The 23,130-nt window shown below is 67.6% G+C and carries 18 protein-coding genes; 8 read left to right on the forward strand and 10 right to left on the reverse strand.

Annotation, left to right across the window (positions count from 1 at the left end):
* The first annotated feature begins 3 nt into the window (after positions 1-3).
* The 7 genes from glgX (at position 4) to LJF27_RS23660 (ending at position 7,854) form a co-directional block, all read left to right on the forward strand.
* On the forward strand, positions 4-2,154 hold the full coding sequence (gene glgX / locus LJF27_RS23630) for a glycogen debranching protein GlgX (RefSeq protein WP_023116567.1): 2,151 nt from the start codon (positions 4-6) through the stop codon (positions 2,152-2,154).
* A 99-nt stretch (positions 2,155-2,253) separates the two neighbouring features.
* Positions 2,254-2,670 (forward strand): CBS domain-containing protein, encoded by a 417-nt coding sequence (locus LJF27_RS23635; RefSeq protein ID WP_003088942.1) that lies wholly within the window; start codon positions 2,254-2,256, stop codon positions 2,668-2,670.
* A gap of 66 nt (positions 2,671-2,736) precedes the next feature.
* Positions 2,737-3,984 carry a zinc-dependent alcohol dehydrogenase gene (locus LJF27_RS23640; protein WP_023116568.1) on the forward strand — a complete coding sequence of 416 codons (1,248 nt, stop codon included), beginning with the start codon at positions 2,737-2,739 and terminating at the stop codon, positions 3,982-3,984.
* 3 nt (positions 3,985-3,987) lie between these two features.
* Complete coding sequence (locus tag LJF27_RS23645) at positions 3,988-4,926, forward strand: DUF72 domain-containing protein (protein ID WP_003113650.1); 939 nt, start codon at positions 3,988-3,990, stop codon at positions 4,924-4,926.
* Positions 4,923-5,660, forward strand: coding sequence for an endonuclease/exonuclease/phosphatase family protein (locus LJF27_RS23650; protein ID WP_003118105.1), 738 nt, complete (start codon positions 4,923-4,925; stop codon positions 5,658-5,660). Before LJF27_RS23645 ends, LJF27_RS23650 begins: the two co-directional genes overlap by 4 nt.
* Complete coding sequence (gene clsB, locus LJF27_RS23655) at positions 5,657-6,862, forward strand: cardiolipin synthase ClsB (RefSeq protein WP_003113648.1); 1,206 nt, start codon at positions 5,657-5,659, stop codon at positions 6,860-6,862. The genes LJF27_RS23650 and clsB overlap by 4 nt, the downstream gene beginning before the upstream one ends.
* A complete protein-coding gene (locus LJF27_RS23660) occupies positions 6,859-7,854 on the forward strand; it encodes a lysylphosphatidylglycerol synthase domain-containing protein (protein WP_003113647.1) in 996 nt (331 codons plus the stop codon). The genes clsB and LJF27_RS23660 overlap by 4 nt, the downstream gene beginning before the upstream one ends.
* Before the next feature lies 1 nt (position 7,855).
* Here the strand turns inward: LJF27_RS23660 and glgB are convergent, their stop codons facing one another.
* From glgB to LJF27_RS23700, 9 genes are all read right to left on the reverse strand, one after another.
* The gene (glgB, locus tag LJF27_RS23665; RefSeq protein ID WP_023116569.1) at positions 7,856-10,054 is read right to left on the reverse strand and encodes a 1,4-alpha-glucan branching protein GlgB; all 2,199 of its coding nucleotides are present in this window, start codon (positions 10,052-10,054) and stop codon (positions 7,856-7,858) included.
* Positions 10,051-13,353 carry a maltose alpha-D-glucosyltransferase gene (gene treS / locus LJF27_RS23670; RefSeq protein ID WP_023110067.1) on the reverse strand — a complete coding sequence of 1,101 codons (3,303 nt, stop codon included), beginning with the start codon at positions 13,351-13,353 and terminating at the stop codon, positions 10,051-10,053. Before treS ends, glgB begins: the two co-directional genes overlap by 4 nt.
* 10 nt (positions 13,354-13,363) lie before the next feature.
* Complete coding sequence (locus LJF27_RS23675) at positions 13,364-15,358, reverse strand: alpha-1,4-glucan--maltose-1-phosphate maltosyltransferase (protein WP_003100827.1); 1,995 nt, start codon at positions 15,356-15,358, stop codon at positions 13,364-13,366.
* Between the two features lie 143 nt (positions 15,359-15,501).
* Positions 15,502-16,383 carry a Ku protein gene (locus LJF27_RS23680; protein WP_003100825.1) on the reverse strand — a complete coding sequence of 294 codons (882 nt, stop codon included), beginning with the start codon at positions 16,381-16,383 and terminating at the stop codon, positions 15,502-15,504.
* 22 nt (positions 16,384-16,405) lie between these two features.
* Entirely contained in the window at positions 16,406-16,648 is a 243-nt protein-coding gene (locus tag LJF27_RS23685) for a hypothetical protein (protein WP_003088922.1), read from the reverse strand.
* A 13-nt stretch (positions 16,649-16,661) separates the two neighbouring features.
* A complete protein-coding gene (locus LJF27_RS23690) occupies positions 16,662-17,153 on the reverse strand; it encodes an MgtC/SapB family protein (RefSeq protein WP_003100824.1) in 492 nt (163 codons plus the stop codon).
* The gene (locus tag LJF27_RS30400; protein ID WP_003088917.1) at positions 17,150-17,284 is read right to left on the reverse strand and encodes a PSPA7_2676 family Cys-rich small protein; all 135 of its coding nucleotides are present in this window, start codon (positions 17,282-17,284) and stop codon (positions 17,150-17,152) included. The genes LJF27_RS23690 and LJF27_RS30400 overlap by 4 nt, the downstream gene beginning before the upstream one ends.
* Positions 17,285-17,380: 96 nt before the next feature.
* Positions 17,381-19,510: a catalase HPII gene (katE, locus tag LJF27_RS23695; RefSeq protein WP_003100821.1), complete on the reverse strand. Its 2,130-nt coding sequence runs from the start codon at positions 19,508-19,510 to the stop codon at positions 17,381-17,383.
* A gap of 80 nt (positions 19,511-19,590) precedes the next feature.
* The gene (locus LJF27_RS23700; RefSeq protein ID WP_003088912.1) at positions 19,591-19,758 is read right to left on the reverse strand and encodes a general stress protein; all 168 of its coding nucleotides are present in this window, start codon (positions 19,756-19,758) and stop codon (positions 19,591-19,593) included.
* A gap of 498 nt (positions 19,759-20,256) precedes the next feature.
* Here LJF27_RS23700 and LJF27_RS23705 point away from each other — a divergent pair, with 498 nt between their 5' ends.
* Entirely contained in the window at positions 20,257-20,655 is a 399-nt protein-coding gene (locus tag LJF27_RS23705; RefSeq protein WP_003100818.1) for a hypothetical protein, read from the forward strand.
* Between the two features lie 6 nt (positions 20,656-20,661).
* Here LJF27_RS23705 and LJF27_RS23710 read toward each other — a convergent pair whose 3' ends face one another.
* Complete coding sequence (locus LJF27_RS23710; RefSeq protein ID WP_003100816.1) at positions 20,662-23,100, reverse strand: glycogen/starch/alpha-glucan phosphorylase; 2,439 nt, start codon at positions 23,098-23,100, stop codon at positions 20,662-20,664.
* Positions 23,101-23,130 lie beyond the last annotated feature (30 nt).

The raw sequence follows: 23,130 nt of genomic DNA on the forward strand, positions 1-23,130 counted from the left end.
TGCATGAGCAGAAAGCGTAGCCCCGCTCCTTCGCGGATCAGCGAAGGGCACCCCTTCCCCCTTGGCGCCACCTGGGACGGCCTCGGCGTCAATTTCGCGCTGTTCTCGGCCCACGCGACCAAGGTCGAGCTGTGCCTGTTCGACGCGCGCGGGGAAAAGGAGATCGAGCGCATCGAATTGCCCGAGTACACCGACGAGATCTGGCACGGCTACCTGCCCGACGCCCACCCGGGGCAGATCTACGGCTACCGGGTGCACGGTCCCTACGAGCCGGATGCCGGCCACCGCTTCAATCCCAACAAATTGCTCCTCGATCCCTACGCCAAGCAGTTGGTCGGCCGCCTGCGCTGGTCCGAGGCGCTGTTCGGCTACACCATCGGCTCGGCCGACGCCGACCTCAGCTTCGACGAGCGCGACAGCGCGCCCTTCGTGCCCAAGTCGAAGGTCATCGATCCGGCCTTCACCTGGGCCGAGCGCCCGCCGGTACGCGTCCCCTGGGACCGCACGGTGATCTACGAAGCCCACCTGCGCGGCCTCAGCATGCGCCATCCGCAGGTCCCGGAGGCGGTTCGCGGGACCTTCGCCGGACTGATGAACGCCGACCTGCTGGCGCACATCCGCCGGCTCGGGGTGACCAGCGTCGAGCTGCTGCCGATCCACGGTTTCGTCGACGACAAGCACCTGCTGGAAAACGGTATGAGCAATTACTGGGGCTACAACAGCATCGCCTTCTTCGCCCCGCACCCGGCCTACCTCGCCAGCGGCCAGGTCAACGAGTTCAAGGAGATGGTCGCGCACCTCCACGACGCCGGACTGGAGCTGATCCTCGACGTGGTCTACAACCACACCGCGGAAGGCAACGAGCTGGGTCCGACCCTGTGCATGCGCGGCATCGACAACGCCTCGTACTACCGCCTGATGCCCGACCAGCGCCGCTACTACATCAACGATTCCGGCACCGGCAACACCCTCGACCTCAGCCACCCCTGCGTGTTGCAGATGGTCACCGACTCGCTGCGCTACTGGGCCACGGAGATGCGCGTGGACGGCTTCCGCTTCGACCTGGCGACCATCCTCGGCCGCCATCCGGACGGTTTCGACGAGCGCCACGGCTTCCTCGTCGCCTGCCGCCAGGACCCGGTGCTGAGCAAGTGCAAGCTGATCGCCGAACCCTGGGATTGCGGCCCCGGCGGCTACCAGGTAGGCGGCTTCCCGCCCGGCTGGGCGGAATGGAACGACCGTTTCCGCGATTGCGTGCGCGCCTACTGGCGCGGCGACGACGGCATGCTGCCGGAACTGGCGCGGCGCCTAACCGCCTCCGGCGATCTCTACGACCAGCGTGGACGGCGGCCCTACGCGTCGGTGAACTTCGTCACCGCCCACGACGGCTTCACCCTGCGCGACGTGGTTTCCTACGATCACAAGCACAACGAGGCCAACGGCGAGAACAACGCCGACGGCAGCGACCACAACCTGTCCTGGAACCACGGCTGCGAGGGCCCCACCGACGACCCGGAGATCCGCGCCCTGCGCCTGCGCCAGATGCGCAACCTGCTGTCCACCCTGCTGCTGTCCCAGGGCACCCCGATGCTGGTCGCCGGCGACGAGTTCAGCCGCACCCAGCAGGGCAACAACAATGTCTATTGCCAGGACAACGAACTGGGCTGGATCGACTGGCGGCTGGACGACGAGGGCCGTTCGCTGCTGGCCTTCACCCAGCGCCTGCTGGCCCTGCGCCAACGCTATCCGATCCTGCGCAGGGGGCGCTTCCTGGTCGGCGAGTACAACGAGGCGCTGGGTGTCAAGGACGTCACCTGGCTGGCGCCCGGCGGCGAGGAGATGACCGAGGAACACTGGCACGACGAGCACGCCCGCTGTCTCGGCGTGCTCCTCGATGGCCGCGCGCAACCCACCGGGATCCTGCGCAGCGGTGAGGATGCCACCCTGCTGCTGATCCTCAATGCCTACCACGACGCGGTGTCCTTCCGTCTTCCCGAGGTGGCCGAAGGCAGCGGCTGGACCTGCCTGCTGGATACCCAGCGGCCGGAGGTCCCGCTCGGCGAACGCTACCCGTTCGCCAGCGAGTTCCTGGTCGGCGGCCGCAGTTTCCTGCTGTTCGAGCTACAACCGCCGGGCGCCGGAGCGGAAGGATGAACGGCGGGGAAAAAAGCTGAACCGCCCCCGGCACCTCCAGTCGGAACCTGTAGGTGCCGCACGCGGCGCCCGCACATCCACCCTACACAGGAGGACAGCATGAAGATCAGCGACATCATGACCCGCAACGTCCAGGTCGCCGACCCGCAGCAGAGCATCCGCGAGGCGGCCGCCACCATGGCGAGGATCGACAGCGGCGCCCTGCTGGTCGGCGAAGGCGACCGCCTGGTCGGGATGATCACCGATCGCGACATCGCCATCCGCGCGGTGGCCGGCGGCCTGTCCGGGGATACCCCGCTGGGCCGCATCATGAGCGGCGACATCCACTATTGCTTCGAAGACGAAGACGTCCAGCACGTGGCCCGCAACATGGCCGACATCCAGATGCGCCGCCTGCCGGTGCTCAACCGCGAGAAGCGGCTGGTCGGCGTGGTTTCCCTGGGCAACATCGCCAGCTGCCGCGACCAGGCCTCCAGCGCCACCGTCCTGCAGGGCGTCGCCCAGGCCCACTACTGAGCCTTTCTTCCACCCGGCCCGCCTTTGCCGTTCCGGCCGAGGCCGGGCCCCAACCGGGAGAACGCCATGAAAGCCGTGGTATTCCATGACATCGGCGACATCCGCCTGGAAGACGTGGCGGAGCCGCGCCTGCAGGAACCCACCGACGCCATCGTGCGGCTGACCGCCTCAGCGATCTGCGGCACCGACCTGCACTTCGTCCGTGGCAGCGTCGGCGGCATGCGTCCGGGAACCATCCTCGGCCATGAGGGCGTGGGCATCGTCGAGGCGCTCGGCGACGAAGTGCGCAACCTGCAGGTCGGCGACCGGGTGGTGATTCCCTCGACCATCGCCTGCGGCAATTGCGTGTATTGCCGAGCCGGCTACTACGCCCAGTGCGACGTCGCCAACCCCGGCGGCAGCCAGGCCGGCACCGCGTTCTTCGGCGGTCCCCGGGCCAACGGCGGCTTCCATGGGCTGCAAGCCGAGAAAGCGCGGATTCCCTATGCCAACATCGGCCTGATCCGCCTGCCCAGCAGCATCAGCGACGACCAGGCGATACTCCTGTCGGACATCTTCCCCACCGGTTACTTCGGCGCCGAACTGGCCGGTATCGCCCCCGGCAACACCGTCGCCGTGTTCGGCTGCGGTCCGGTGGGCCAGTTCGCCATCGCCAGCGCGTTGCTCCTCGGCGCCGCCCGGGTGTTCGCCATCGACCGCCACCCGGACCGCCTGCACATGGCCCGCCAGCAAGGCGCCGAAGTGATCGACTTCGAGCGCGAGGATCCGGTCCAGGCCCTGCGCTGGCTGACCGCCGGGATCGGCGTGGACCGCGCCATCGACGCCGTCGGCGTGGACGCCGAGCACAGCCATGGCACCGCCACCCCGGCGCCGCGCCAGGAGGGCACCAGCTGGAGTCCCGGCAACACCCCCGCACAGGCCCTGGAGTGGGCGGTGCAGGGCCTGGCCAAGGCCGGCACCCTGTCGATCATCGGCGTCTACGCCGAAGACTCGCGGCAGTTTCCCATCGGCCTGGCGATGAACCGCAACCTGACCATCCGCATGGGCAACTGCCACCACCGCAAGTACATTCCGCTGCTGCTCGAACATGTGCTCAGCGGACGCATCGACCCGGCGAAGATCCTCACCCAGGTGAAGCCGATCGGCGACGCCATCGAGGCCTTCGAAGCCTTCGACCGCCGCGAGACCGGCTGGATCAAGGTCGAACTGGTGCCGCAGAAGCGCCAGGTCGAGGGCAGCGAGGAACGCCTCGACGAACGCGCGGTGGACGAACTGGCGCGCCGGCCGACGCCGGAAAGCGGCGCCCGGGGGTGATGCATGAGCGCACCGGCACGCCTGCGCATCGGCATTTCCGGCTGGCGCTACGCCCCCTGGAGAGGTGACTTCTATCCCGAGGGGCTGCGCCAGAAGGACGAACTGCGCTTCGCCTCGCGGGCGGTGAACAGCATCGAGATCAACGGCACCTTCTACGCCCTGCAGACGCCCGAGCGCTTCCGCGGCTGGGCCGAGGATACCCCCGAGGACTTCGTTTTCAGCGTCAAGGCCCCGCGTTACATCACCCACGTGCGGCGCCTGCGCGAGATCGACGAGCCGCTGGCGAACTTCTTCGCCTCCGGCCCCCTCGCCCTGCGCCAGCGCCTCGGCCCGTTCCTCTGGCAGTTCCCGCCGAGCATGCGCTTCGACCGCGAGCTGTTCGCCGATTTCCTCGCCCGCCTGCCGCGCGACGGCGCCGCCGCGCAGAAGCTCGCCCGGCACAGCGCCGCGCGCCTGCACCGCGAGGGCTACCTCGACGGCGATCCGGCGCAGCGCCTGCGGCATGCCGTGGAAATCCGCCATGAGAGCTTCGTCGACCCGACGTTCATCGAGCTGCTGCGCGAATACCGGGTTGCCCTGGTGGTGGCCGATACCGCCGGCAAGTGGCCGCTGCTCGGCGACGTCTGCGCCGACTTCCTCTACCTGCGCCTGCATGGCGACAAGGAACTGTACCGCAGCGGCTATTCGGAAGCGGCCCTGGGCCAGTGGCAGGCACGGATCCGCGCCTGGGCCGGCGGCGGCCAGGCCGACGACCTGCGCCGGGCCAGCCAGGACGCCCCGGCGAAGGCGACGGCGCGCGACCTGTACTGCTACTTCGACAACGACGTCAAGGTGCGCGCACCCTACGACGCCCGGCGCCTCCTGCAGCTGCTGGAACTCGACGGCGGCCTGCGCACGGTGCCCGGACAGTTGCCCGATGACCTGCGGGAGAGTGCCGCATGATCCTGCCACGCCTGCAGGTGCTGACGGTGAACACCCACAAGGGTTTCAACCCGTTCAATCGGCGCTTCATCTTGCCGGAGTTGCGCGAAGCGGTGCGCAGCGTCGGTGCCGACCTGGTGTTCCTCCAGGAGGTCCTCGGCTCCCATAGCCTGCACGCCGCGCGCCTGCCGTCCTGGCCGCCGGCGCCGCAATACGAGTATCTGGCCGACAGCATGTGGCCGCAGTTCGCCTACGGGCGCAACGCGGTGTATCCCGAAGGCCACCATGGCAATGCCGTGCTCTCCAAGCATCCGATCCTCGCCCACCGCAACCTCGACGTCTCGGTGGCGGGCAACGAGGAACGCGGCCTGTTGCATGCGGTGATCGACATCGGCCGTCCGCTGCACGCGGTCTGCGTGCACCTGGGATTGCGCGAGGCGCAGCGCCAGCGCCAGTTGCAACTGCTCTGCGAACTGGTGGCGGGCCTGCCGGAGCGCGAGCCGGTGGTGGTCGCCGGCGACTTCAACGACTGGCGCCAGCGCGCTGACCAACTGCTCGCCGGTTGCGGCCTGCGCGAAGTCTTCGTCGGCGCCCAGGGCCGGCCGGCGCGCAGCTTCCCGGCGCGCTGGCCGGTGCTGCCGCTGGACCGCATTTACCTGCGCAATGCCCGCGGGCGCCAGCCGCGCATCCTCTCGCGGCGGCCCTGGTCGCACCTGTCCGACCACCTGCCGCTGGCGGTGGAGGTGGAGCCATGAACTTCCCCTGGCGCGACGGCAACCGCGTAGAACTGCTGATCAACGGCGAAGAGTACTTTCCGCGCCTGTTCCAGTGCATCGCCGAGGCGCGCCGGGAGATCCTCCTGGAAACCTTCATCATCTTCGAGGACGAGGTCGGCCGGCAGTTGCAGGAAGCCCTCAGCGCCGCCGCCGAGCGCGGTGTCGAGGTGCAGGTCACGGTGGACGGCTACGGCACCGCCTCGCTCAGCCCGGACTACCTGGCCAGGCTGACCGCCTCCGGGGTTCGCGTGCACCTGTTCGACCCGCGCCCGCGCCTGCTCGGCATGCGCACCAACCTGTTTCGCCGGTTGCACCGCAAGCTGGTGGTGATCGATCGCCGGCAGGCCTTCGTCGGCGGCATCAATTACGGCGAGGACCACCTGGTACGTCGCGGCAACATGGCCAAGCAGGACTACGCGGTGCGCGTCGAGGGCCCGGTGGTGCGCGATATCCGCCAGGCCTGCCTGGCGCTGCTCGAACCGGACGCCGACTACCCGCCGTTGCGGCCGTCGGGCGCCGGGCAGCCGGCGCGGGTGCGCCTGGTGATCCGCGACAACGACCAGTCCAGCGACGACATCGAGCGCGAGTACCTGCAGGCGATCCGCCAGGCGCGGCGACGCCTGCTGATCGCCAACGCCTATTTCTTCCCCGGCTACCGCCTGCTTCGCGAGCTGCGCGATGCGGCGCGCCGCGGCGTGCGCGTCGACCTGGTACTACAGGGCATGCCGGACATGCCGCTGGTGCGCCTGTGCAGCCGGCTGCTCTACGACTACCTGCTGCGCGAGGGCGTGCGTATCCACGAATACTGCCAGCGTCCGCTGCACGGCAAGGTCGCGGTGATCGACGACGACTGGTCGACCATCGGCTCGAGCAATCTCGATCCCCTCAGCCTGTCGCTGAACCTGGAGGCCAACCTGGTGATCCGCGACGTCGCCTTCAACGGCCAGCTCTACCAGCACCTGCGCGAGCTGGCGCGCCGCCACTGCCGGCGCATCAGCCGCCGCCACGCGAGGCGCGGCTACTGGTGGCGGGCGCCGCTGATCTTCCTCGGCTTCCACTTTTCCCGGCATTTCCCGGCCATCGCCGGTTGGGTACCCGCCCATCTGCCGCGCCTGAAATCCCTGGAGCCGCGTCCGTCGCGGCGCTGGCAGGAACGCCAGGGCCAGCGGGGCAACCCATGAACGGCAGCGGTCACGAAGCCACCTCGACGCCGCCGCGCCGCTCTCACTGGCGCTGGCTGCGCAGGCTGCTGACCCTGGCGTTCTTCGTGCTGGTCCCGGTGCTGCTGTTCCTGCTGGTGAAGAATCTCGACTGGCAGGAAGTCCGCCACGCCCTCGGCGAGTATCGCCCCGCGACCCTGTTCCTCGGGCTGCTGCTGGCGGCCGCCGGCTATACGGTGTTCAGCAGCTTCGACCTGCTCAGCCGCTACTACATCGGCCACTCGCTGCCCAAGCGGCGGGTCTTCACCGTGGCGTTCGTGTGCAATGCGTTCAACCTCAACCTGAGTTCCTGGGTCGGCGCCGTGGCGCTGCGCTATCGCCTGTACAGTCGGCTCGGCCTGGACATCGCCGATATCACCCGGATCCTCACCTTCAGCCTGGTGACCAACTGGTTCGGCTACCTGCTGCTCGCCGGCATCCTGTTCAGCTGCGGCCTGCCGGCCTTGCCGCCGGGCTGGAAGCTCGGCAGCGACGGCCTGCGCCTGATCGGCGCCCTGCTCCTGGCGCTGGCCGCCGGCTACCTGCTGGCCTGCCGTTTCGCCCGACGCCGCGCCTGGGGCTGGCGCGAGCATCGGCTGACCCTGCCGTCCTGGCGGCTGGCGGCCCTCCAAGGCCTGCTCGGAGCGAGCAACTGGTCGCTGATGGCGCTCCTGCTGTACAGCCTGCTGCCGCACAGCGTGGATTACCCGAGCGTCCTGGCGATCCTCCTGATCAGCAGCATCGCCGGGGTCATCACCCATATCCCGGCCGGGCTCGGGGTGCTCGAAGCGGTGTTCATCGCCCTGCTCCAGGGACGCCTGTCCCAGGGCGTGCTGCTGGCCGCGTTGATCGGCTACCGGGTGCTGTATTTCCTCCTACCCCTGGCGCTGGCCTGCGTGGTCTACCTGCTGTTGGAGCGCCGGGCGATCCGCCTGCGCCGCAAACAGCGCCGCCTGCGCCAGGGCCAGGCCTGAATCAGCCGGCCGGACGCAGCAGCAGCGTGCCCAGCGGCGGCAGGTCGAGCACCAGCGACTGCGCCTGGCCATGGGCGCCGCACGACTCGCTGGAGACGCGGCCCTGGCTGCCTGCGCCGGAACCGGCGAACGCCTGGGCGTCGCTATTGAGCAGCACGTCCCAGTCGCCGCCTTGCGGTACGCCGATCCGATAGCCCTGGCGCGGCACCGGGGTGAAATTGTGTACCGCCAGCAGCGATGGCTCGCCGGCCGCGTGGCGCAGCCAGGCGTAGACACTGTTCGCCTGGTCGTCGCCGATCAGCCATTCGAAGCCGAGCGCCTCGCCGTCGCGCGCATGCAGTGCGGGGAGTTCGCGGTACAGCCGGTTGAGGGCCGCCACCAGGTCCTGTACGCCCTGATGCTCCGGATAGCGCAGCAGGTACCAGTCCAGTTCGCCGTCGTGGTTCCACTCGCGCCACTGGCCGAACTCGCATCCCATGAACAGCAGCTTCTTGCCCGGGTGCGACCACATGAAGCTCAGGTACAGGCGCAGGTTGGCGAACTTCTGCCAGCGGTCGCCGGGCATCTTGTCCAGTAGCGAGTGCTTGCCATGTACCACCTCGTCGTGGGAGATCGGCAGGATGAAATGCTCGGAGAAGGCGTAGAGCAGGCCGAAGGTCAACTGGTGGTGGTGATAGCGCCGGTGCAGCGGGTCTTCGCCGATGTACGCCAGGCTGTCGTGCATCCAGCCCATGTTCCACTTATGGCTGAAGCCCAGGCCGCCCTCCGCCACCGGACGGCTGACGCCGGGCCAGGCGGTGGATTCCTCGGCGATCACCAGCGCGCCGGGGGTTTCGCTGGCGACCACCTGGTTGAGGTGATGGAGGAAGTCGATGGCCTCCAGGTTCTCCCGGCCGCCATGGCGGTTCGGCAGCCATTCGCCTTCCTTGCGCGAATAGTCGCGATAGAGCATCGAGGCCACCGCATCCACCCGCAGGCCGTCGACGTGGTAGGTGCGCAGCCAGTGCAGCGCCGAGGCCAGCATGAAGCCGTGCACCTCGCTGCGGCCAAGGTTGTAGATGTAGGTATCCCAGTCCTGGTGGAAGCCTTCGAAGGGATGTTCGTACTCGTACAGCGCCGTGCCGTCGAAACGGCCCAGGCCGTGGGCGTCGGTGGGAAAATGCGCCGGCACCCAGTCGAGGATCACGCCGATGCCGGCCTGGTGGCAGGCGTCGACGAACGCGGCGAAGTCCTCCGGCGTGCCGTAGCGCGCGGTGGGGGCGAACAACCCGAGCGGCTGGTAGCCCCAGGAGCCGCCGAAGGGATGTTCCATCACCGGCATCAGCTCGATATGGGTGAAGCCGAGCTGGCGCACGTAGGGAATCAGCTCCTCCGCCAGTTCCGACCAGTGCGGCGGCCGGCCGTCGCGGTGGCGCCAGGAGCCGGCGTGGACTTCGTAGATCGACAGCGGTGCCGCATAGCCCTGGCGCTCCGCGCGCCGGGCCAGCCAGTCCTGGTCGCACCACTCGTGGCGCAACGCCGCGCAGGTCTTCGAAGCGGTTCCGGGCGGCGTCTCGCAGGCCAGCGCCAGGGGGTCGGCCTTCAGCGGCAGGAGGCCGTCGTGGCCCTGCAACTCGTACTTGTACAGTTCGCCCTCGCCGAGGCGCGGGACGAACAGTTCCCAGACGCCGGATGGATAGCGTCGTCGCATCGGGTGACGGCGCCCGTCCCAGCCGTTGAAATCGCCGACCACCGAGACGCGCACGGCGTTCGGCGCCCAGACTGCGAAGCGCACGCCCTCCACGCCTTCGTGACGGGTCAGTTGCGCGCCCAGGCAGGAGGCCAGTTGGCGGTGGTTGCCTTCGGCGAACAGGTAGAGGTCGAGTTCGCCGAGCAACGGCCCGAAGGCATAGGGGTCTTCGCTTTCCTGCACGCCGTCCGGCCAGTGCACGCGCAGGCGGTAGCGCGGTGGCAGGCGCTCCAGGTGGCGCTGGAACAAGCCGCTGCCGGGGTCGCTCTGCTCCAGTTCGGCGAGCGTCGCGCCGTCTTCGTCGAGCAGCTCGACGCGCTGCGCGCCGGGCAGGTAGGCGCGCAGCACGCCGCCTTCGCCGCCGGGGTCGCGCTGCGGGCCGAGGAAGGCGAATGGATCGCCCTGCAGGCCGCGCTGCAGCTTGTCCAGCTCCAGTTGCCAGCGTTCGCGTTCGGACATCGGTTCGCTCATCGGTTCTTGCCCTTCAGGAGGTGTTCGGTGAGTTCGGCCAGACCGGCGAGAGGCACTTCCAGCCAGTCGGGGCGGTAGTCGGCTTCGTAGAGCAGTTCGTAGGCGGCCTTTTCCAGGCAGGCCAGGGCCAGCGCCGCCCCCTCGCCTTCGCGACCGTGCCAGGCGTGCATGAGACCCGCCGCGGCGGCCCGATAGCCGGCCAGGAAGGCATCGCGGGCTTCGCTGCGATAGCGCATGGCGACCTTGCGCCGGGCGCTGTCGGCCTGTTCCGAGCTATCGGTGCTCTGCGCGTTGCGCAGGACCATCGCCGCCGCGTAGTCGAACGAGCGCAGCATGCCGCCGACGTCCTTCATCGGACTGTGGCGCTGGCGGCGCTCTTCCAGGCTGCGCGTCGGCTCGCCCTCGAAGTCGATGAAGCGTGCGTCGCCCTGGACCATCAGCACCTGGCCCAAGTGCAGGTCGCCGTGAACCCTGATCAGCAGCCCGCCGGCTGCCTGCCGGGCCAGCAGCGGCAGGCGTTCGAGCAGCGCCGGCAGGCGTTCCAGCAGGCGCCGCGCCCGTTCCGCCGCCTCGCCCTGCAACGGTCGTGGCGGCTCGCTCAGGCGTTTGCCGGCTTCGCGCAACTGTTCGGCGATACGCAGCGCCCAGGCCTGGACGCTGGCTTCGTCGCTCTCGCGGCTGCCGAAGGCCGGATCGTCCGACTCGCCGGCCAGTACGCTGTGCATCTCGCCGAGCCGGGCGCCGAGGTTGGCGGCGAAGCCGCGCAGTTCGGCGAGGCTGTCGTATTGCCCTTCGAGCGCCTCGCTGGCCGCGGATATCTCGTCGCGCACGGCTCGCTCCAGGTTGTCCAGGGTCCAGTTCCAGGCGTCGCCCTGGTTGTTCAGGTAGCCCTGCAGGATCATCAGCGTGTGCGGCTCGCCATCCGCGCCGACCCGCCGTACCTCGCCGAGCAACGGGGCGATGCCGGGGTAGCCGTGGCGGGTCAGGTAGCCGCCGACCTCGATTTCCGGGTGCAGCCCCGGAAGGATCTTGCGCAGCACCTTGAGGACCATGCGCTCGCCGAAGCGGATCGAGCTGTTGGACTGCTCCACCGAGAACGGCAGGACGTCTTCGTCGGCGATGTCGTCCATTTCCGCCAGTCCCGCCGCCGGGATGAACTGGATCTCGCCGTCGCCGTGGGCGATCACCGCCTCGGCGCGGAGTTGCGCGAGGACCTTGCGGGCGAACAGCGGCAGGCTGGCGGCGTCGGTCAGCAGGCCGACCTTGCGACCGCGCCGCAGGCGCGCCAGGGCCAGCAACTGAGGCAGGCTGTCGCCGCGCTGGTCGGCGTCGAGGAAGCCCAGCGGCAACTGGTAGCGCAGCCCGTCGATCTCCACTTCGCACAGCGCACAGCGCGGCTCCGCCTCGTCCAGCGGAACGATGTAGCAGAGCCGTGGCTGGCCTTTCTCGCCGGCGAACCAGCGGCGCTTCGGCAGGTAGGCCGGCAGCGTCTCGCCTTCCAGGATGTTCCGCGATGCGCCCTGCAGCAGCTCGCCGAGGCGCTGCTTGACCACCAGGGTCGGCAGTTCCGGCAGGCGCTCGTCGGCGGCCACGTGCCAGCTCGGCATCTGCGTCGCGTCGGCCAGGTAGAACCAGTAGAAGCCGTAGGGCGGCAGGGTCAGCAGGTAGGTCAGCTCGCCGATCGGCGGGAACGACATGCCGCCGATCATCTCCACCGGCACCTTGCCGGCATGGCTGGCGAGGTCCAGTTCCACCGCCTGGGCCGCGCGCGACAGGTTGGCCACGCAGAGGATGCTGTCCTGCCGTTCGCCCTCGGCGTATTCGCGCAGGTAGGCGAGGATCCGTCGGTTGCTCGGCGCGAGCATCTTCAGGCTGCCGCGGCCGAAGGCCTTCTGCTGGCTGCGCACGGCGAGCAGGCGGCGCATCCAGTTGAGCAGCGAATGCGGGTCGCGCGCCTGCGCCTCGACGTTGATCGTCTGGTAGCCGTACAGCGGGTCGAGAATCGGCGGCAGCACCAGCTTCGCCGGGTCGGCGCGGGAGAAGCCGCCGTTGCGGTCCACCGACCACTGCATCGGGGTCCGCACGCCGTCGCGGTCGCCGAGGTAGATGTTGTCGCCCATGCCGATCTCGTCGCCGTAGTACAGGGTCGGCGTGCCCGGCATCGACAACAGCAGGCTGTGCAGCAGCTCGATGCGCCGCCGGTCACGCTCCACCAGCGGCGCCAGGCGCCGGCGGATGCCCAGGTTGAGGCGCGCGCGGCGGTCGGCGGCATAGTGGTTCCAGAGATAGTCGCGCTCGTCGTCGGTGACCATCTCCAGGGTCAGCTCGTCGTGGTTGCGCAGGAAGATCGCCCATTGGCAATTGGCCGGGATGTCCGGGGTCTGGCGCAGGATGTCGGTGATCGGATAGCGATCCTCCTGGGCGATGGCCATGTACATGCGCGGCATCAGCGGGAAGTGGAAGGCCATGTGGCATTCGTCGCCCTCGCCGCCATCCTCGCCGCCGAAGTACGGCCGGGTGTCTTCCGGCCACTGGTTGGCCTCGGCCAGCAGCATGCGGTCGGGATAGTGCGCGTCCAGCTCGGCGCGGATGCGCTTGAGCACCTGGTGGGTCTCCGGCAGGTTCTCGCTGCTGGTGCCGTCGCGTTCGATCAGGTAGGGAATCGCGTCCAGGCGCAGGCCGTCGACGCCCATGTCCAGCCAGTAGCGCATCACCCCGAGCACCTCGCGCAGGACCTGCGGGTTGTCGAAGTTCAGGTCCGGCTGGTGGGAATAGAAGCGGTGCCAGTAGTACTGTTGGGCTACCGGGTCCCAGGTCCAGTTGGACTGCTCGGTGTCGATGAAGATGATCCGCGTACCCTGGTATTTCTCGTCGCTGTCCGACCAGACGTAGTAGTCGCGGGCGCGCGATCCCTTCTTCGCGTGGCGGGCGCGGATGAACCAGGGATGCTGGTCGGAGGTGTGGTTGATCACCAGCTCGGTAATCACCCGCAGACCGCGTCGATGGGCCTCGGCGATGAACCGGCGGGCGTCGGCGAGGCTGCCGTAGTCGCTGTGCACGCCACGGTACTGGGCGATGTCGTAGCCGTCGTCGCGGCGTGGCGACGGGTAGAACGGCAGCAGCCAGAGAGTGTTCACGCCGAGGTCGGCGATGTAGTCGAGCTTCTCGATCAGCCCGGCGAAGTCGCCGATGCCATCGTTGTTGGCGTCGTAGAAGGATTTCACGTGGACCTGGTAGATCACCGCGTCCTTGTACCATTGCGGGTCGTTGAGAAAGACCGGTTTCTCGCGTCTGGCCATGGGTTTCTCCTTATGCGTCGACGCGCCGCACGCGCCAGATGCCGAACGGCAGGTGCCAGGGTTCGATGCGCATCCACTGGACCTTGCCGTGCCAGACCCAGCGATGCCCGTTCATCAGGTCCTCGCCCTGGAGGCTGGCGTCGTCGGGCAGGCCGAACTCCCACAGCGGCAGTTCGAAATGCGCCTCCTGGGCTTCGTGCGGGTCCAGGCAGACCGCCACCAGGACGAAGTTGGCGAGGTCCGCGGTGCGCTTGCCGAAATACAGGATGCGGTCGTTCCAGGCGTTGTAGGCCTGGAACCCGAGGTGCGTCTGCAATGCCGGGTTTTCCCGGCGGATGCGGTTGAGCCGGGCGATCTCGGCGACGATGTTGCCCGGCGCCTGGTAGTCGCGCGGACGCAACTGGTATTTCTCCGAGTCGAGGTACTCCTCCTTGCCCGGCAAGGCCGCCGCCTCGCACAGCTCGAAGCCGGAGTACATGCCCCACAGCCCCGACCCCATGGTCGCCAGGGCGGCACGGATGAGGAAGCCGGGGCGGCCGGAGCGTTGCAGGAACCAGGGATTGATGTCCGGGGTGTTGACGAAGAAGTTCGGCCGGTAGCAGTCGCGCCAGGGTGGCTGGTTGAGTTCGGCGAAGTACTCCGCCAGTTCCTGCTTGTCGTTGCGCCAGGTGAAATAGGTGTAGCTCTGGCTGAAGCCGACCTTGCCCAGGCGCGCCATCATCGCCGGGCGGGTGAACGCCTCGGAAAGGAAGATCACCTGCGGATGGCGGCCGCGCACCTCGGCGATCAGCCACTCCCAGAACGGCAGTGGCTTGGTGTGCGGGTTGTCGACGCGAAACAGCGTCACGCCCTGCTCGACCCAGCCCAGCACCACGTCGCGCAAGGCTTCCCACAGGCTCGGCAGGGCCTGTTCGGCGTAGAAGTCGACGTTGACGATGTCCTCGTACTTCTTCGGCGGGTTCTCCGCGTAGCGCAAGCTACCGTCCGGACGCCAGGCGAACCAGCCGGGATGCTCGCGCAGCCAGGGGTGGTCGGGGGAGCACTGGATGGCGAAGTCCAGCGCCAGTTCCATGCCGTGCTCGCGCACCGCAACGAGCAGCCGGCGGAAATCCTCGCGGTCGCCCAGTTCGGGATGGATCGCCTCGTGGCCGCCCTCCTCGCTGCCGATCGCATACGGACTGCCGGGGTCGCCGGCCTCGGCACGCAAGGAATTGTTGCGGCCCTTGCGGTGGGTGCGGCCGATGGGGTGGATCGGCGGGAAATAGAGAACGTCGAAGCCCATCGCGGCGATCTGCGGCAGGCGCCGGATCACGTCGTCGAAGGTACCGTGGCGTGTCGGGTCGCCGCTTTCCGAGCGAGGGAACAGCTCGTACCAACTGGCGAAGCGCGCCAGCGGTCGCTCCACCTCCACCGGGTATTCGCGGCTGCGCACCAGGTGCTCGCGCGGGCCGACCAGACGCAACAGTTCGCCGGTCTGCGCCGCCAGCCACAGCGCCACCCGCTCCTCGACGCTCTGGCAGGCCTGCAGGCGTTCGGCCAGCGGCGCACAGGCGGCGGCGATCTCCGGACCGCCGCGCTCGGCGCAGCGCTGCAGCAGTTCGTCGCCCTCGCGCAGCTCCAGTTCCAGCGGCAGGCGTGCGCCATGCTTGGCACGCAATTCGCGGCGGTAGCCGGCAAAACGGTCGATCCAGGCCTCGATACGGAAGTACAGGCGGCCGCAGGGCGGCGTGCGCAACTGCGCGCTCCAGAAATCGTTGCCTTCGGGCAGCAGCGGCAGGCGCCGCTCCGCGGTTTCCCCGACACGCCGCCAGACCACCTCGGCACCGAGTACCTCATGGCCATCGGCGAAGATTCGCGCGGCCAGGCGCAGGTCGCGGTCGCTCTCGGTCTTCGCGGGATAGGCACCCTCTTCCACCACAGGGCTGACCGACTCGATGGCGATACGGGGCTGCTGGATGGCGATGACCAGCGGATCATCGTCGCTGTTGCGGACAATCGAACTCATCGAGGCGCGCTCCTCCGGGACGTGGGTTCGGCGATGGGTCGCGAGGCTTCCGCCGGCCTCGAATGGCCGGCGGCGCGGACGGTCATTGATTCCGAGCCCGCCGGCGACCGATTGGTTCAGGTTGATTTACCCAGCGGCTCGCCTCAGGCCTTGCGCCGCGAACGCGAGGCACCGGACTTGGCGCGACCCTTCGCGTCGGCCCCGGCCTTTTCGCTGCCCTTGTCCTTGCCGCCGCCGGCGCGGGAACGCAGGCTGCGCTTGAGCAGGTCGGTGAGATCGATGATGTCGGCGCCCTTGCCAGCCACCTCCTCCTCTTCCTCCACCGCGTGCAGCTGGCCCTTGGCGGCCTTTTCCTCGACCAGCTTCATGATCTTGTCGCTGAAGCTGTCCTTGTATTCGTCCGGCTCCCAGTGGGAGGCCATGTCCTCCACCAGGCGCTTGGCCATCTCCAGCTCGCGCTTGTCGAGTTTCGCCTCGGTGACGCTTTCGTCCAGCTCCAGGCCATCCAGGCTGCGCACCTGCGACGGCCAGCGCAGGGTGATCAGCACCAGGGCGTCCTGCAGAGGCCGCAGGAGCGCCAGGTGCTGGCGGGTGTGCAGGACGACGTTGGCCAGGGCGACCTTGCCGGTGCGCTCCAGGGTCTCCCGGAGCAGCGCGTAGACCTTGCCTCCGCGCCGGTCGGGGGCCAGGTAGTACGGGGTATCGAAGTGCTGCAGGGGAATTTCCTGGCTATCGACGAAAGCGAAGATCTCGATGGTCTGGGTCGACTTGGGATGCGCCGCGCGGATTTCTTCCTCGCTCAGCACCACGTAGCGGCCCTTTTCGTACTCCACGCCCTTGACGATGTTCTCGCGCTCGATCTCCTTGCCGGTGACCTTGTTCACCCGCTTGTAGCCGACCGGCTCCATGCTGCGCTGGTCGAGCCAGTCGAAATCAATGCCCTGCGACGAGGTCGCCGCCGACAGGCTCACCGGTATATGCACCAGGCCGAAGCTGATCGCGCCTTTCCAGATCGCACGCGCCATGCCGGTTTCCTCCTCTTGATGGTTACAGCGTGCCGCCGTCCGCGTAACGCACGCGGCCGTCGGCGGCGATGTCGGTGATGCGCTGGAGCAGGTTGTCGGCGGCGGTCTCGGCGTCGCTCAGGCAACTGCAACCCGGGGTCACTACCCACAGCATGCGTACCGCCGCGCCACGCCGCTTGGGCTGATAGAGGATCAGGCCGACCGGCTGGCAGCGCTCCTGCATCGCGTCGGTCCAGGCGGTACAGGCGTCGAAGTCCTTGAACATGACGGAACTCTCCTCAATGGCTATCGGAAGATGGCGGCGAACGGTTCAGGCAGGCCAGGACATGCAGCACCAGTAGCGCCAGGACCGTCCCGAGCACCGCGGTACCCTGGTGACCGAGTCCGACCGCGACGCCTATGGCGGTGCTGGCCCAGAGACCCGCCGCGGTGGTCAGGCCCCTGACCCGGCTTTCCCGACCTGCCTTGAGGATGGTGCCGGCGCAGAGGAAGCCGATGCCGGCGACGGTGCCCTGGATCACCCGGCTCAGCGCGTCCGCCCCGCCACTCTGCAATTGCAGCGGCATGACGAACAGCGCCGCGCCGAGGGTTACCAGCATGTGCGTGCGCAGGCCGGCGGCCTTGCCGCTCTGCTCGCGCTCGTAGCCGAGTACCGCGCCGAGCGCCGCCGCCAGCAGCAGGCGCAACGCGGCGCGGGCGGTCTGCTCGAAGTCGGCGAGATCGGCGAACTCCTCGCCGAGGATCTTCCACAGCGTCTCCCAGGCGCTCATCGGCGTTGTATCCCGCTGTAGCGCAGGGCACCGCAACGCAGGCAGCGCTCGCAGTCGAAGGTTTCCTCACCCAGTCGCAACGCCGGTTGCCGGCACCAGTCGCAACCGCCGATCAGGCAACGCAAGGTCATCCGGGTCCTCCCGCCGAATCGCTCGGCCAGCCGCCCTTTCCAGCTGTGACCGACGAGACGACGGGAAGGTGCGATCGGATTCGCCAGCGGCGCTCCTCAGGCGGGGATCGCCTTGGTCGCCGCCTCGCGCTGCCAGATCCGGTGCTGCATCAATGCCTGGCGCAGGCCGGGGAAGACATCGGTGGCCGTGGCGCCGAGCACCACGCCGGGGTCGCCAGGCAACGAAAGCTGGCTGGCCAGCGCCTGGGCATCGCCAGCGAAGGCCACTGGCTTCAGGTGCTTGTAGGCTTCCAGCAGGTAGTGCAGGCCGCGTCCGTCCGCGCCGATGGCCTGGCTGCTGGCCGCGCCACCAGGCACGAAGACCGCGTCGAAGGCTACCGACGGCAGGCCGTCCCAGGTTCCCTCCGGGATCAGTTCGGCACCGTTTTCGGCCTGCACCGGCGAAGCGCTGGGCGCGATCAGCTTGGCGTCCGCGCCCTCCTGGCGGAGCGCGTCGCACAGGTCGCTGACGTCGCTCTCGGCGACGCCGTCGGCGATCAGGATCGCCACCTTGCGCGAACGGATGTCGCCGGACAGCAGGTTCATCTGGCTCAGCGCCGGCGACGGCTTCGGCTGCGGTGCCGGGTTGGCCGGCGCGGCGAGCTGCACACCGACGTTCGCCGCGACCCTGGCGGCCAGTTGCGGATCGATGTTGAGGAGTATCTGGTTGACTTCGCGCTCACGGATCGATTGCCGCTCGACCTTGGACAGTTCGAAGCTGTAGGCGGCGACGATATGCGCCTGCTCGGCCTCGCTCATGCTGTGCCAGAACAATGCGGCCTGGCTGAAATGATCGGCGAAGGAGTCGGCGCGCTTGCGCAGCTTGCTGCCGCTGACTGGCTCGTGGTAGGTGGAGAAGCCGCCGTTGCGCGCCGCCGGCGGGGTTTCCTTCGGCCAGCCGCCGTCGATCGAGTTCGGTTCATAGGAAGCCCGGCCGCGGTTGATGGTCTGCCGGTGCGGCGCGTCGCGCTGGTTGTTGTGGAACGGACACAGCGGGCGGTTGATCGGGATTTCGTTGAAGTTCGGCCCGCTCAGGCGCAGCAGTTGGGTGTCGGTATAGGAGAACAGCCGACCCTGCAACAGCGGGTCGTTGGTGAAGTCGATTCCGGGGACCACGTGGCCGACGTGGAACGCCACCTGTTCGGTCTCGGCGAAGAAATTGTCGGGGTTGCGGTTGAGTACCATCCGCCCCACCACCCTTACCGGCACCAACTCCTCGGGCACCAGCTTGGTGGGGTCGAGCAGGTCGAAGTCGAAGCTGTCCTGCTGGTTCTCCGGGATCACCTGCAGGCCCAGCTCCCATTCGGGATAGTCGCCCTTCTCGATGTCCTCCCAGAGGGTCCGCCGGTTGAAGTCGGGGTCCTTGCCGGCGAGCTTCTGCGCCTCGTCCCAGACCAGCGAGCAGGTCCCGGACTTCGGTCGCCAGTGGAACTTGACCAGCACGCTCTCGCCGGCCGCGTTGACCAGGCGGAAGGTGTGCACGCCGAAGCCCTGCATGTTGCGGTAGGCGATCGGAATGGCGCGATCGGACATCAGCCACATGACCATGTGCGCCGACTCCGGGGTCAGCGAAACGAAGTCCCAGAAGGTGTCGTGGGCAGACGCTCCGGTGGGAATCTCGTTGTGCGGTTCGGGTTTCACCGCATGGACGAAGTCGGGGAACTTGATCGCATCCTGGATGAAGAACACCGGCATGTTGTTGCCGACCAGGTCGAAGTTGCCTTCGTCGGTATAGAACTTCACGGCGAAGCCGCGTACGTCACGCACCGTATCCGCGGACCCGCGCGGCCCCTGCACGGTGGAGAAACGCACGAAGACCGGGGTACGCTTGCCCGCCTCGGCGAGGAAGCCGGCCTTGGTCAGGTCGCTGAGGTCCTCGTAGGCCTCGAAGTAGCCATGCGCCGCCGAGCCACGAGCGTGGACCACGCGCTCGGGAATGCGCTCGTGGTCGAAGTGGGTGATCTTCTCGCGCATGATGAAGTCTTCGAGCAACGACGGTCCGCGCTCGCCGGCCTTCAGGGTGTTCTGGTTATCGGCGATGCGGGTGCCGGTATTGGTGCTCAGGGCCTCTCCGGTGGCGTCCTCGCGATAGGCCTCCAGCTGTTCCAGCTTGGCGTTGCTGTTGCCACGGTCGACGGTGTCGGTGCCGGCCGCCTGGCTGCGCTGCTCGTTATTCTGCTCGCTCATCGGTTTCCTCTCCTCATCCTGGGCATGAAAATGGGGCGGATGCCTCCCTGCTCCGCCCCATTCACTTCACTGCGCGGTTATCAGTTCCCGCCGTGGCTGCGCTGGCCACCTTTCTTGCCAGCCTCGGAGGCCCGCTGCGGATCGTTCTTGAAGTTGCCGCCGCTGGCCTGGCCGCCCTTCTTGCCGGCCTCCGAAGCACGTTTCGGGTCTTCCGCGAAGTTGCCTTTACCACCTTGATGCTGTGCCATTTCTATTTCCTCCGAATAATCTCTTCAGAACAGATTTCATGGACGCATGCGTTGCGCATGCCCTAACTCTGAGAGGGTGTTTCGCCAGTGGTTCAGATTATTTTCAGCGAATGAAAGCGAAGCGCTTTGCCAGCATGTTTCGAGCGCAATCCATAGGGTTCAAAGATCCTTGCCTTATTCCATTGCCAGCATTGACAGGAATCCCCGAATTGCGTCAGATGAAAGCCCGCACATCTCGGAGGAGCACCATGAAACCCTACGAGCATCCGGCCTACAGCGATCCCGTGGTAAGCAACGAAGAACCCGATCGCGATTGCCATGAATGGAATTTCGAACCGGGAGACAGTGATCAGGAACCCTACCCCAAATATCATGGAGCGAATACCGAAGAATGCCCAGGCGGAGGCACTTAATTATTCTTTTCTATTGCAACCCCTGACATTCCGATAGACCCATTCAATAATTAATCGTCGAACTTTAAAACAAATGGAACTCGCCATGGAAAACAGTGACGAAGTGCGATTCCAGCACTATTTCATTTCTCTCGTCGAACAGGTGGCGAAACCGCTTTTCGTCGACTCCTGCGAAGAGGCGCGCAGCTACGGCCTGGACTGCAACGTGGACCTCGACCTCGACGAGGACGGCCATCCTCGCCTGCGCCTGGAAGTCGGCGAGCCGGGAGGCGAGAAAAGCCACTACAGCCTGCTGGCGATTCCCGGCGAGCGGGTCATCCATCGCCAGTACCTGGCCGGGGCCCAGGAATGGCACAGCCTGCCGGCCGAGCTGGCGTCGATCAACCCGATGGTGCTGGACAGCGAGCTGGCGGTATTCTTCCGCCGCGCCTTCGACCTTCGCCTGGAGGGCCCCGAACGCCGTCACCCGGCCGGCTTCTGGTAAGGCCCTTCATAGCTTCCAGATATCCCGGGCGTATTCGCTGATCGTCCGGTCGGCGCTGAACCAGCCGATCCGCGCCACGTTGAGCAACGCCGAGCGCCACCAGCGATCGGGCTCGCGCCAGACTTCCTCGACCCGGCACTGCGCATGCCAGTAGGCCTCGAAGTCGGCGCAGAGCATGAAGCGGTCGTCGTGCACCAGGCCGTCCACCAGCCCTTCGTAGCGGCTGCGGTCGTCGGCCGAGAACAGCCCGCTGCGGATCGCCTCCAGGGCTTCCTCCAGCCGCGGCGAGGCCGCGATCACCCCGCCCATCTCCAGCTCCCCGGCCTGCCGGCGCTGCTCCACCTGCTGGGCGCTGAGGCCGAAGATGAACATGTGTTCCAGGCCGATCCGCTGGCTCATCTCGACATTGGCGCCGTCCAGGGTGCCGATGGTCAGCGCGCCGTTGAGGGCGAACTTCATGTTGCTGGTCCCGGAGGCCTCGAGCCCGGCGGTGGAAATCTGCTCGGAGAGGTCCGCCGCGGGAATGATCGCCTCGGCCAGGCTGACGTTGTAGTTGGGCAGGAACACCAGCTTGAGCAGGCCGCGCACGGTGGGGTCGTCGTTGATGGTGCGGGCGATGTCGTTGGCCAGCTTGATGATCAGCTTGGCCTGGTGGTAGCTGGCGGCAGCCTTGCCGGCGAAGATCTTCACCCGCGGCACGCGGTCGGCGGTCGGGTCGTTGCGGATCTCCTGGTACAGCGCCACGGTGTGCAGCAGGTTGAGCAACTGCCGCTTGTATTCGTGGATACGCTTGATATGCACATCGAACAGCGCTTCCGGTTCGATCGCCACGCCGAGGCTGTCCAGCACCAGGCGCGCCAGGGCGGTCTTGTTCTGCCGGCGCTGCTCGGCGAAGCGCGCCCGCAGCCTGGCGTCCTCGACGTGCTCCTCGAGGTCCGGCAGGCGCCGTTCCGGGGTGTCCAGCAGGTCGGCGCCGAGGGTCTCCACCAGCAGCTCGGTCAACCCCGGGTTGGCCTGGAACAGCCAGCGGCGGAACGACACGCCGTTGGTCTTGTTGCTGATGCGCTGCGGATAGAGGCGATGCAGGTCATGGAACACGGTTTCGCGCATCAGCTCGGTGTGCAATGCCGATACCCCGTTGATCTGGTGCGAACCGAGGAACGCCAGGTTGCCCATGCGCACCCGTCGGCCGTGGCCCTCCTCGATCAGGCTGACCGAACGCAACAGGTCGAAGTCGTGGATGTCCTGGGCACGCAGCGCGTCTATATGGAAGGCATTGATCAGGTAGATGATCTGCATGTGGCGCGGCAACAGGCGCTCCATCAGCGCCACCGGCCAGGATTCCAGGGCTTCCGGGAGCAGCGTGTGGTTGGTGTAGGACAAGGTCGCCACGCTCAGCGCCCAGGCGTCCGGCCAGGCCAGTTGGTGCACGTCCACCAGTTGCCGCATCAGCTCGGCGACGGCGATCGCCGGGTGGGTGTCGTTGAGCTGGATCGCCACCTGTTCCGGCAGGCTACGCAGGTCGTGATGATGGCGCAGGTGGCGGTCGAGCAGGTCCTGCAGCGAGGCTGAGACGAAGAAGTACTCCTGGCGCAGGCGCAGTTCCTGACCGGCCTCGGTGCTGTCTGCCGGATACAGCACCCGCGAGATGCTCTCCGCCTTGACCACGTCGACCACCGCGCCGATATGGTCGCCGGCGTTGAAACGGTCCAGTTGCAGGTCTTCCTCGGCGCGAGCGCGCCACAGGCGCAGGGTATTGACGCTGGCACGCCGCCAGCCGACGATCGGCGTGTCGTAGGCGATCGCCCGGATCCGCTCGTCCGGCCGCCAGATGGCTCGGCCACTGTGCTCGCTGTCGACCTGCACGCTGCCGCCGAAGTCGATGTAGTAGCTGACCTCGGGTCGTTCGAACTCCCAGGGATTGCCGAAATCCAGCCAGGTCTCGGTCTGCTCCTGCTGCCAGCCGTCGGTCAGCACCTGGCGGAACAGGCCATGCTCGTAGCGGATGCCATAGCCATGCGCGGGAATGTCGAGGCTGGCCATGCTTTCCATGAAGCATGCCGCCAGGCGTCCGAGGCCGCCGTTGCCGAGCGCCGCGTCCGGCTCCAGGGCAACGATCCGCTGCAGGTCGACGCCCAGCTCGGCAAGGGCCTGGCGGGTTTCCTCGAGCAGCCCGAGGTTGCCGAGGTTGTCCAGCAACAGGCGACCGATGAGGAACTCCAGGGACAGGTAGTAGACCCGCTTGCGCGCGGGCGCTTCACCTTGCGGGGTGGCCTCCTCCCAGTGGTCGATGATGTGGTCGCGCACCGCCAGGGCCACCGCTTCGAACCAGTCGTGCGGGCAGGCGGTGGATGGGTCGCGGCCGACGCTGTAGCGCAGTTTGGCGAGGATGCTGGCTTTCAGGGTCTGGACCGCACTTGGGGTCTGGTCTTGGCTGTCGGGCATCGCCGGGCTTCCTTCCGGCCCGCCGCTGCA

The organism is Pseudomonas sp. 203-8 (assembly GCF_020708595.1).
Classification (GTDB): domain Bacteria; phylum Pseudomonadota; class Gammaproteobacteria; order Pseudomonadales; family Pseudomonadaceae; genus Pseudomonas; species Pseudomonas aeruginosa.

Coding starts and splice junctions, on each gene's coding strand:
- glgX (WP_023116567.1), top strand. CDS start 4: ATGAGCAGAAAGCGTAGCCCCGCTCCTTCGCGGATCAGCGAAGGGCAC.
- LJF27_RS23635 (WP_003088942.1), top strand. CDS start 2,254: ATGAAGATCAGCGACATCATGACCCGCAACGTCCAGGTCGCCGACCCG.
- LJF27_RS23640 (WP_023116568.1), top strand. CDS start 2,737: ATGAAAGCCGTGGTATTCCATGACATCGGCGACATCCGCCTGGAAGAC.
- LJF27_RS23645 (WP_003113650.1), top strand. CDS start 3,988: ATGAGCGCACCGGCACGCCTGCGCATCGGCATTTCCGGCTGGCGCTAC.
- LJF27_RS23650 (WP_003118105.1), top strand. CDS start 4,923: ATGATCCTGCCACGCCTGCAGGTGCTGACGGTGAACACCCACAAGGGT.
- clsB (WP_003113648.1), top strand. CDS start 5,657: ATGAACTTCCCCTGGCGCGACGGCAACCGCGTAGAACTGCTGATCAAC.
- LJF27_RS23660 (WP_003113647.1), top strand. CDS start 6,859: ATGAACGGCAGCGGTCACGAAGCCACCTCGACGCCGCCGCGCCGCTCT.
- glgB (WP_023116569.1), bottom strand. CDS start 10,054: ATGAGCGAACCGATGTCCGAACGCGAACGCTGGCAACTGGAGCTGGAC.
- treS (WP_023110067.1), bottom strand. CDS start 13,353: ATGGCCAGACGCGAGAAACCGGTCTTTCTCAACGACCCGCAATGGTAC.
- LJF27_RS23675 (WP_003100827.1), bottom strand. CDS start 15,358: ATGAGTTCGATTGTCCGCAACAGCGACGATGATCCGCTGGTCATCGCC.
- LJF27_RS23680 (WP_003100825.1), bottom strand. CDS start 16,383: ATGGCGCGTGCGATCTGGAAAGGCGCGATCAGCTTCGGCCTGGTGCAT.
- LJF27_RS23685 (WP_003088922.1), bottom strand. CDS start 16,648: ATGTTCAAGGACTTCGACGCCTGTACCGCCTGGACCGACGCGATGCAG.
- LJF27_RS23690 (WP_003100824.1), bottom strand. CDS start 17,153: ATGAGCGCCTGGGAGACGCTGTGGAAGATCCTCGGCGAGGAGTTCGCC.
- LJF27_RS30400 (WP_003088917.1), bottom strand. CDS start 17,284: ATGACCTTGCGTTGCCTGATCGGCGGTTGCGACTGGTGCCGGCAACCG.
- katE (WP_003100821.1), bottom strand. CDS start 19,510: ATGAGCGAGCAGAATAACGAGCAGCGCAGCCAGGCGGCCGGCACCGAC.
- LJF27_RS23700 (WP_003088912.1), bottom strand. CDS start 19,758: ATGGCACAGCATCAAGGTGGTAAAGGCAACTTCGCGGAAGACCCGAAA.
- LJF27_RS23705 (WP_003100818.1), top strand. CDS start 20,257: ATGGAAAACAGTGACGAAGTGCGATTCCAGCACTATTTCATTTCTCTC.
- LJF27_RS23710 (WP_003100816.1), bottom strand. CDS start 23,100: ATGCCCGACAGCCAAGACCAGACCCCAAGTGCGGTCCAGACCCTGAAA.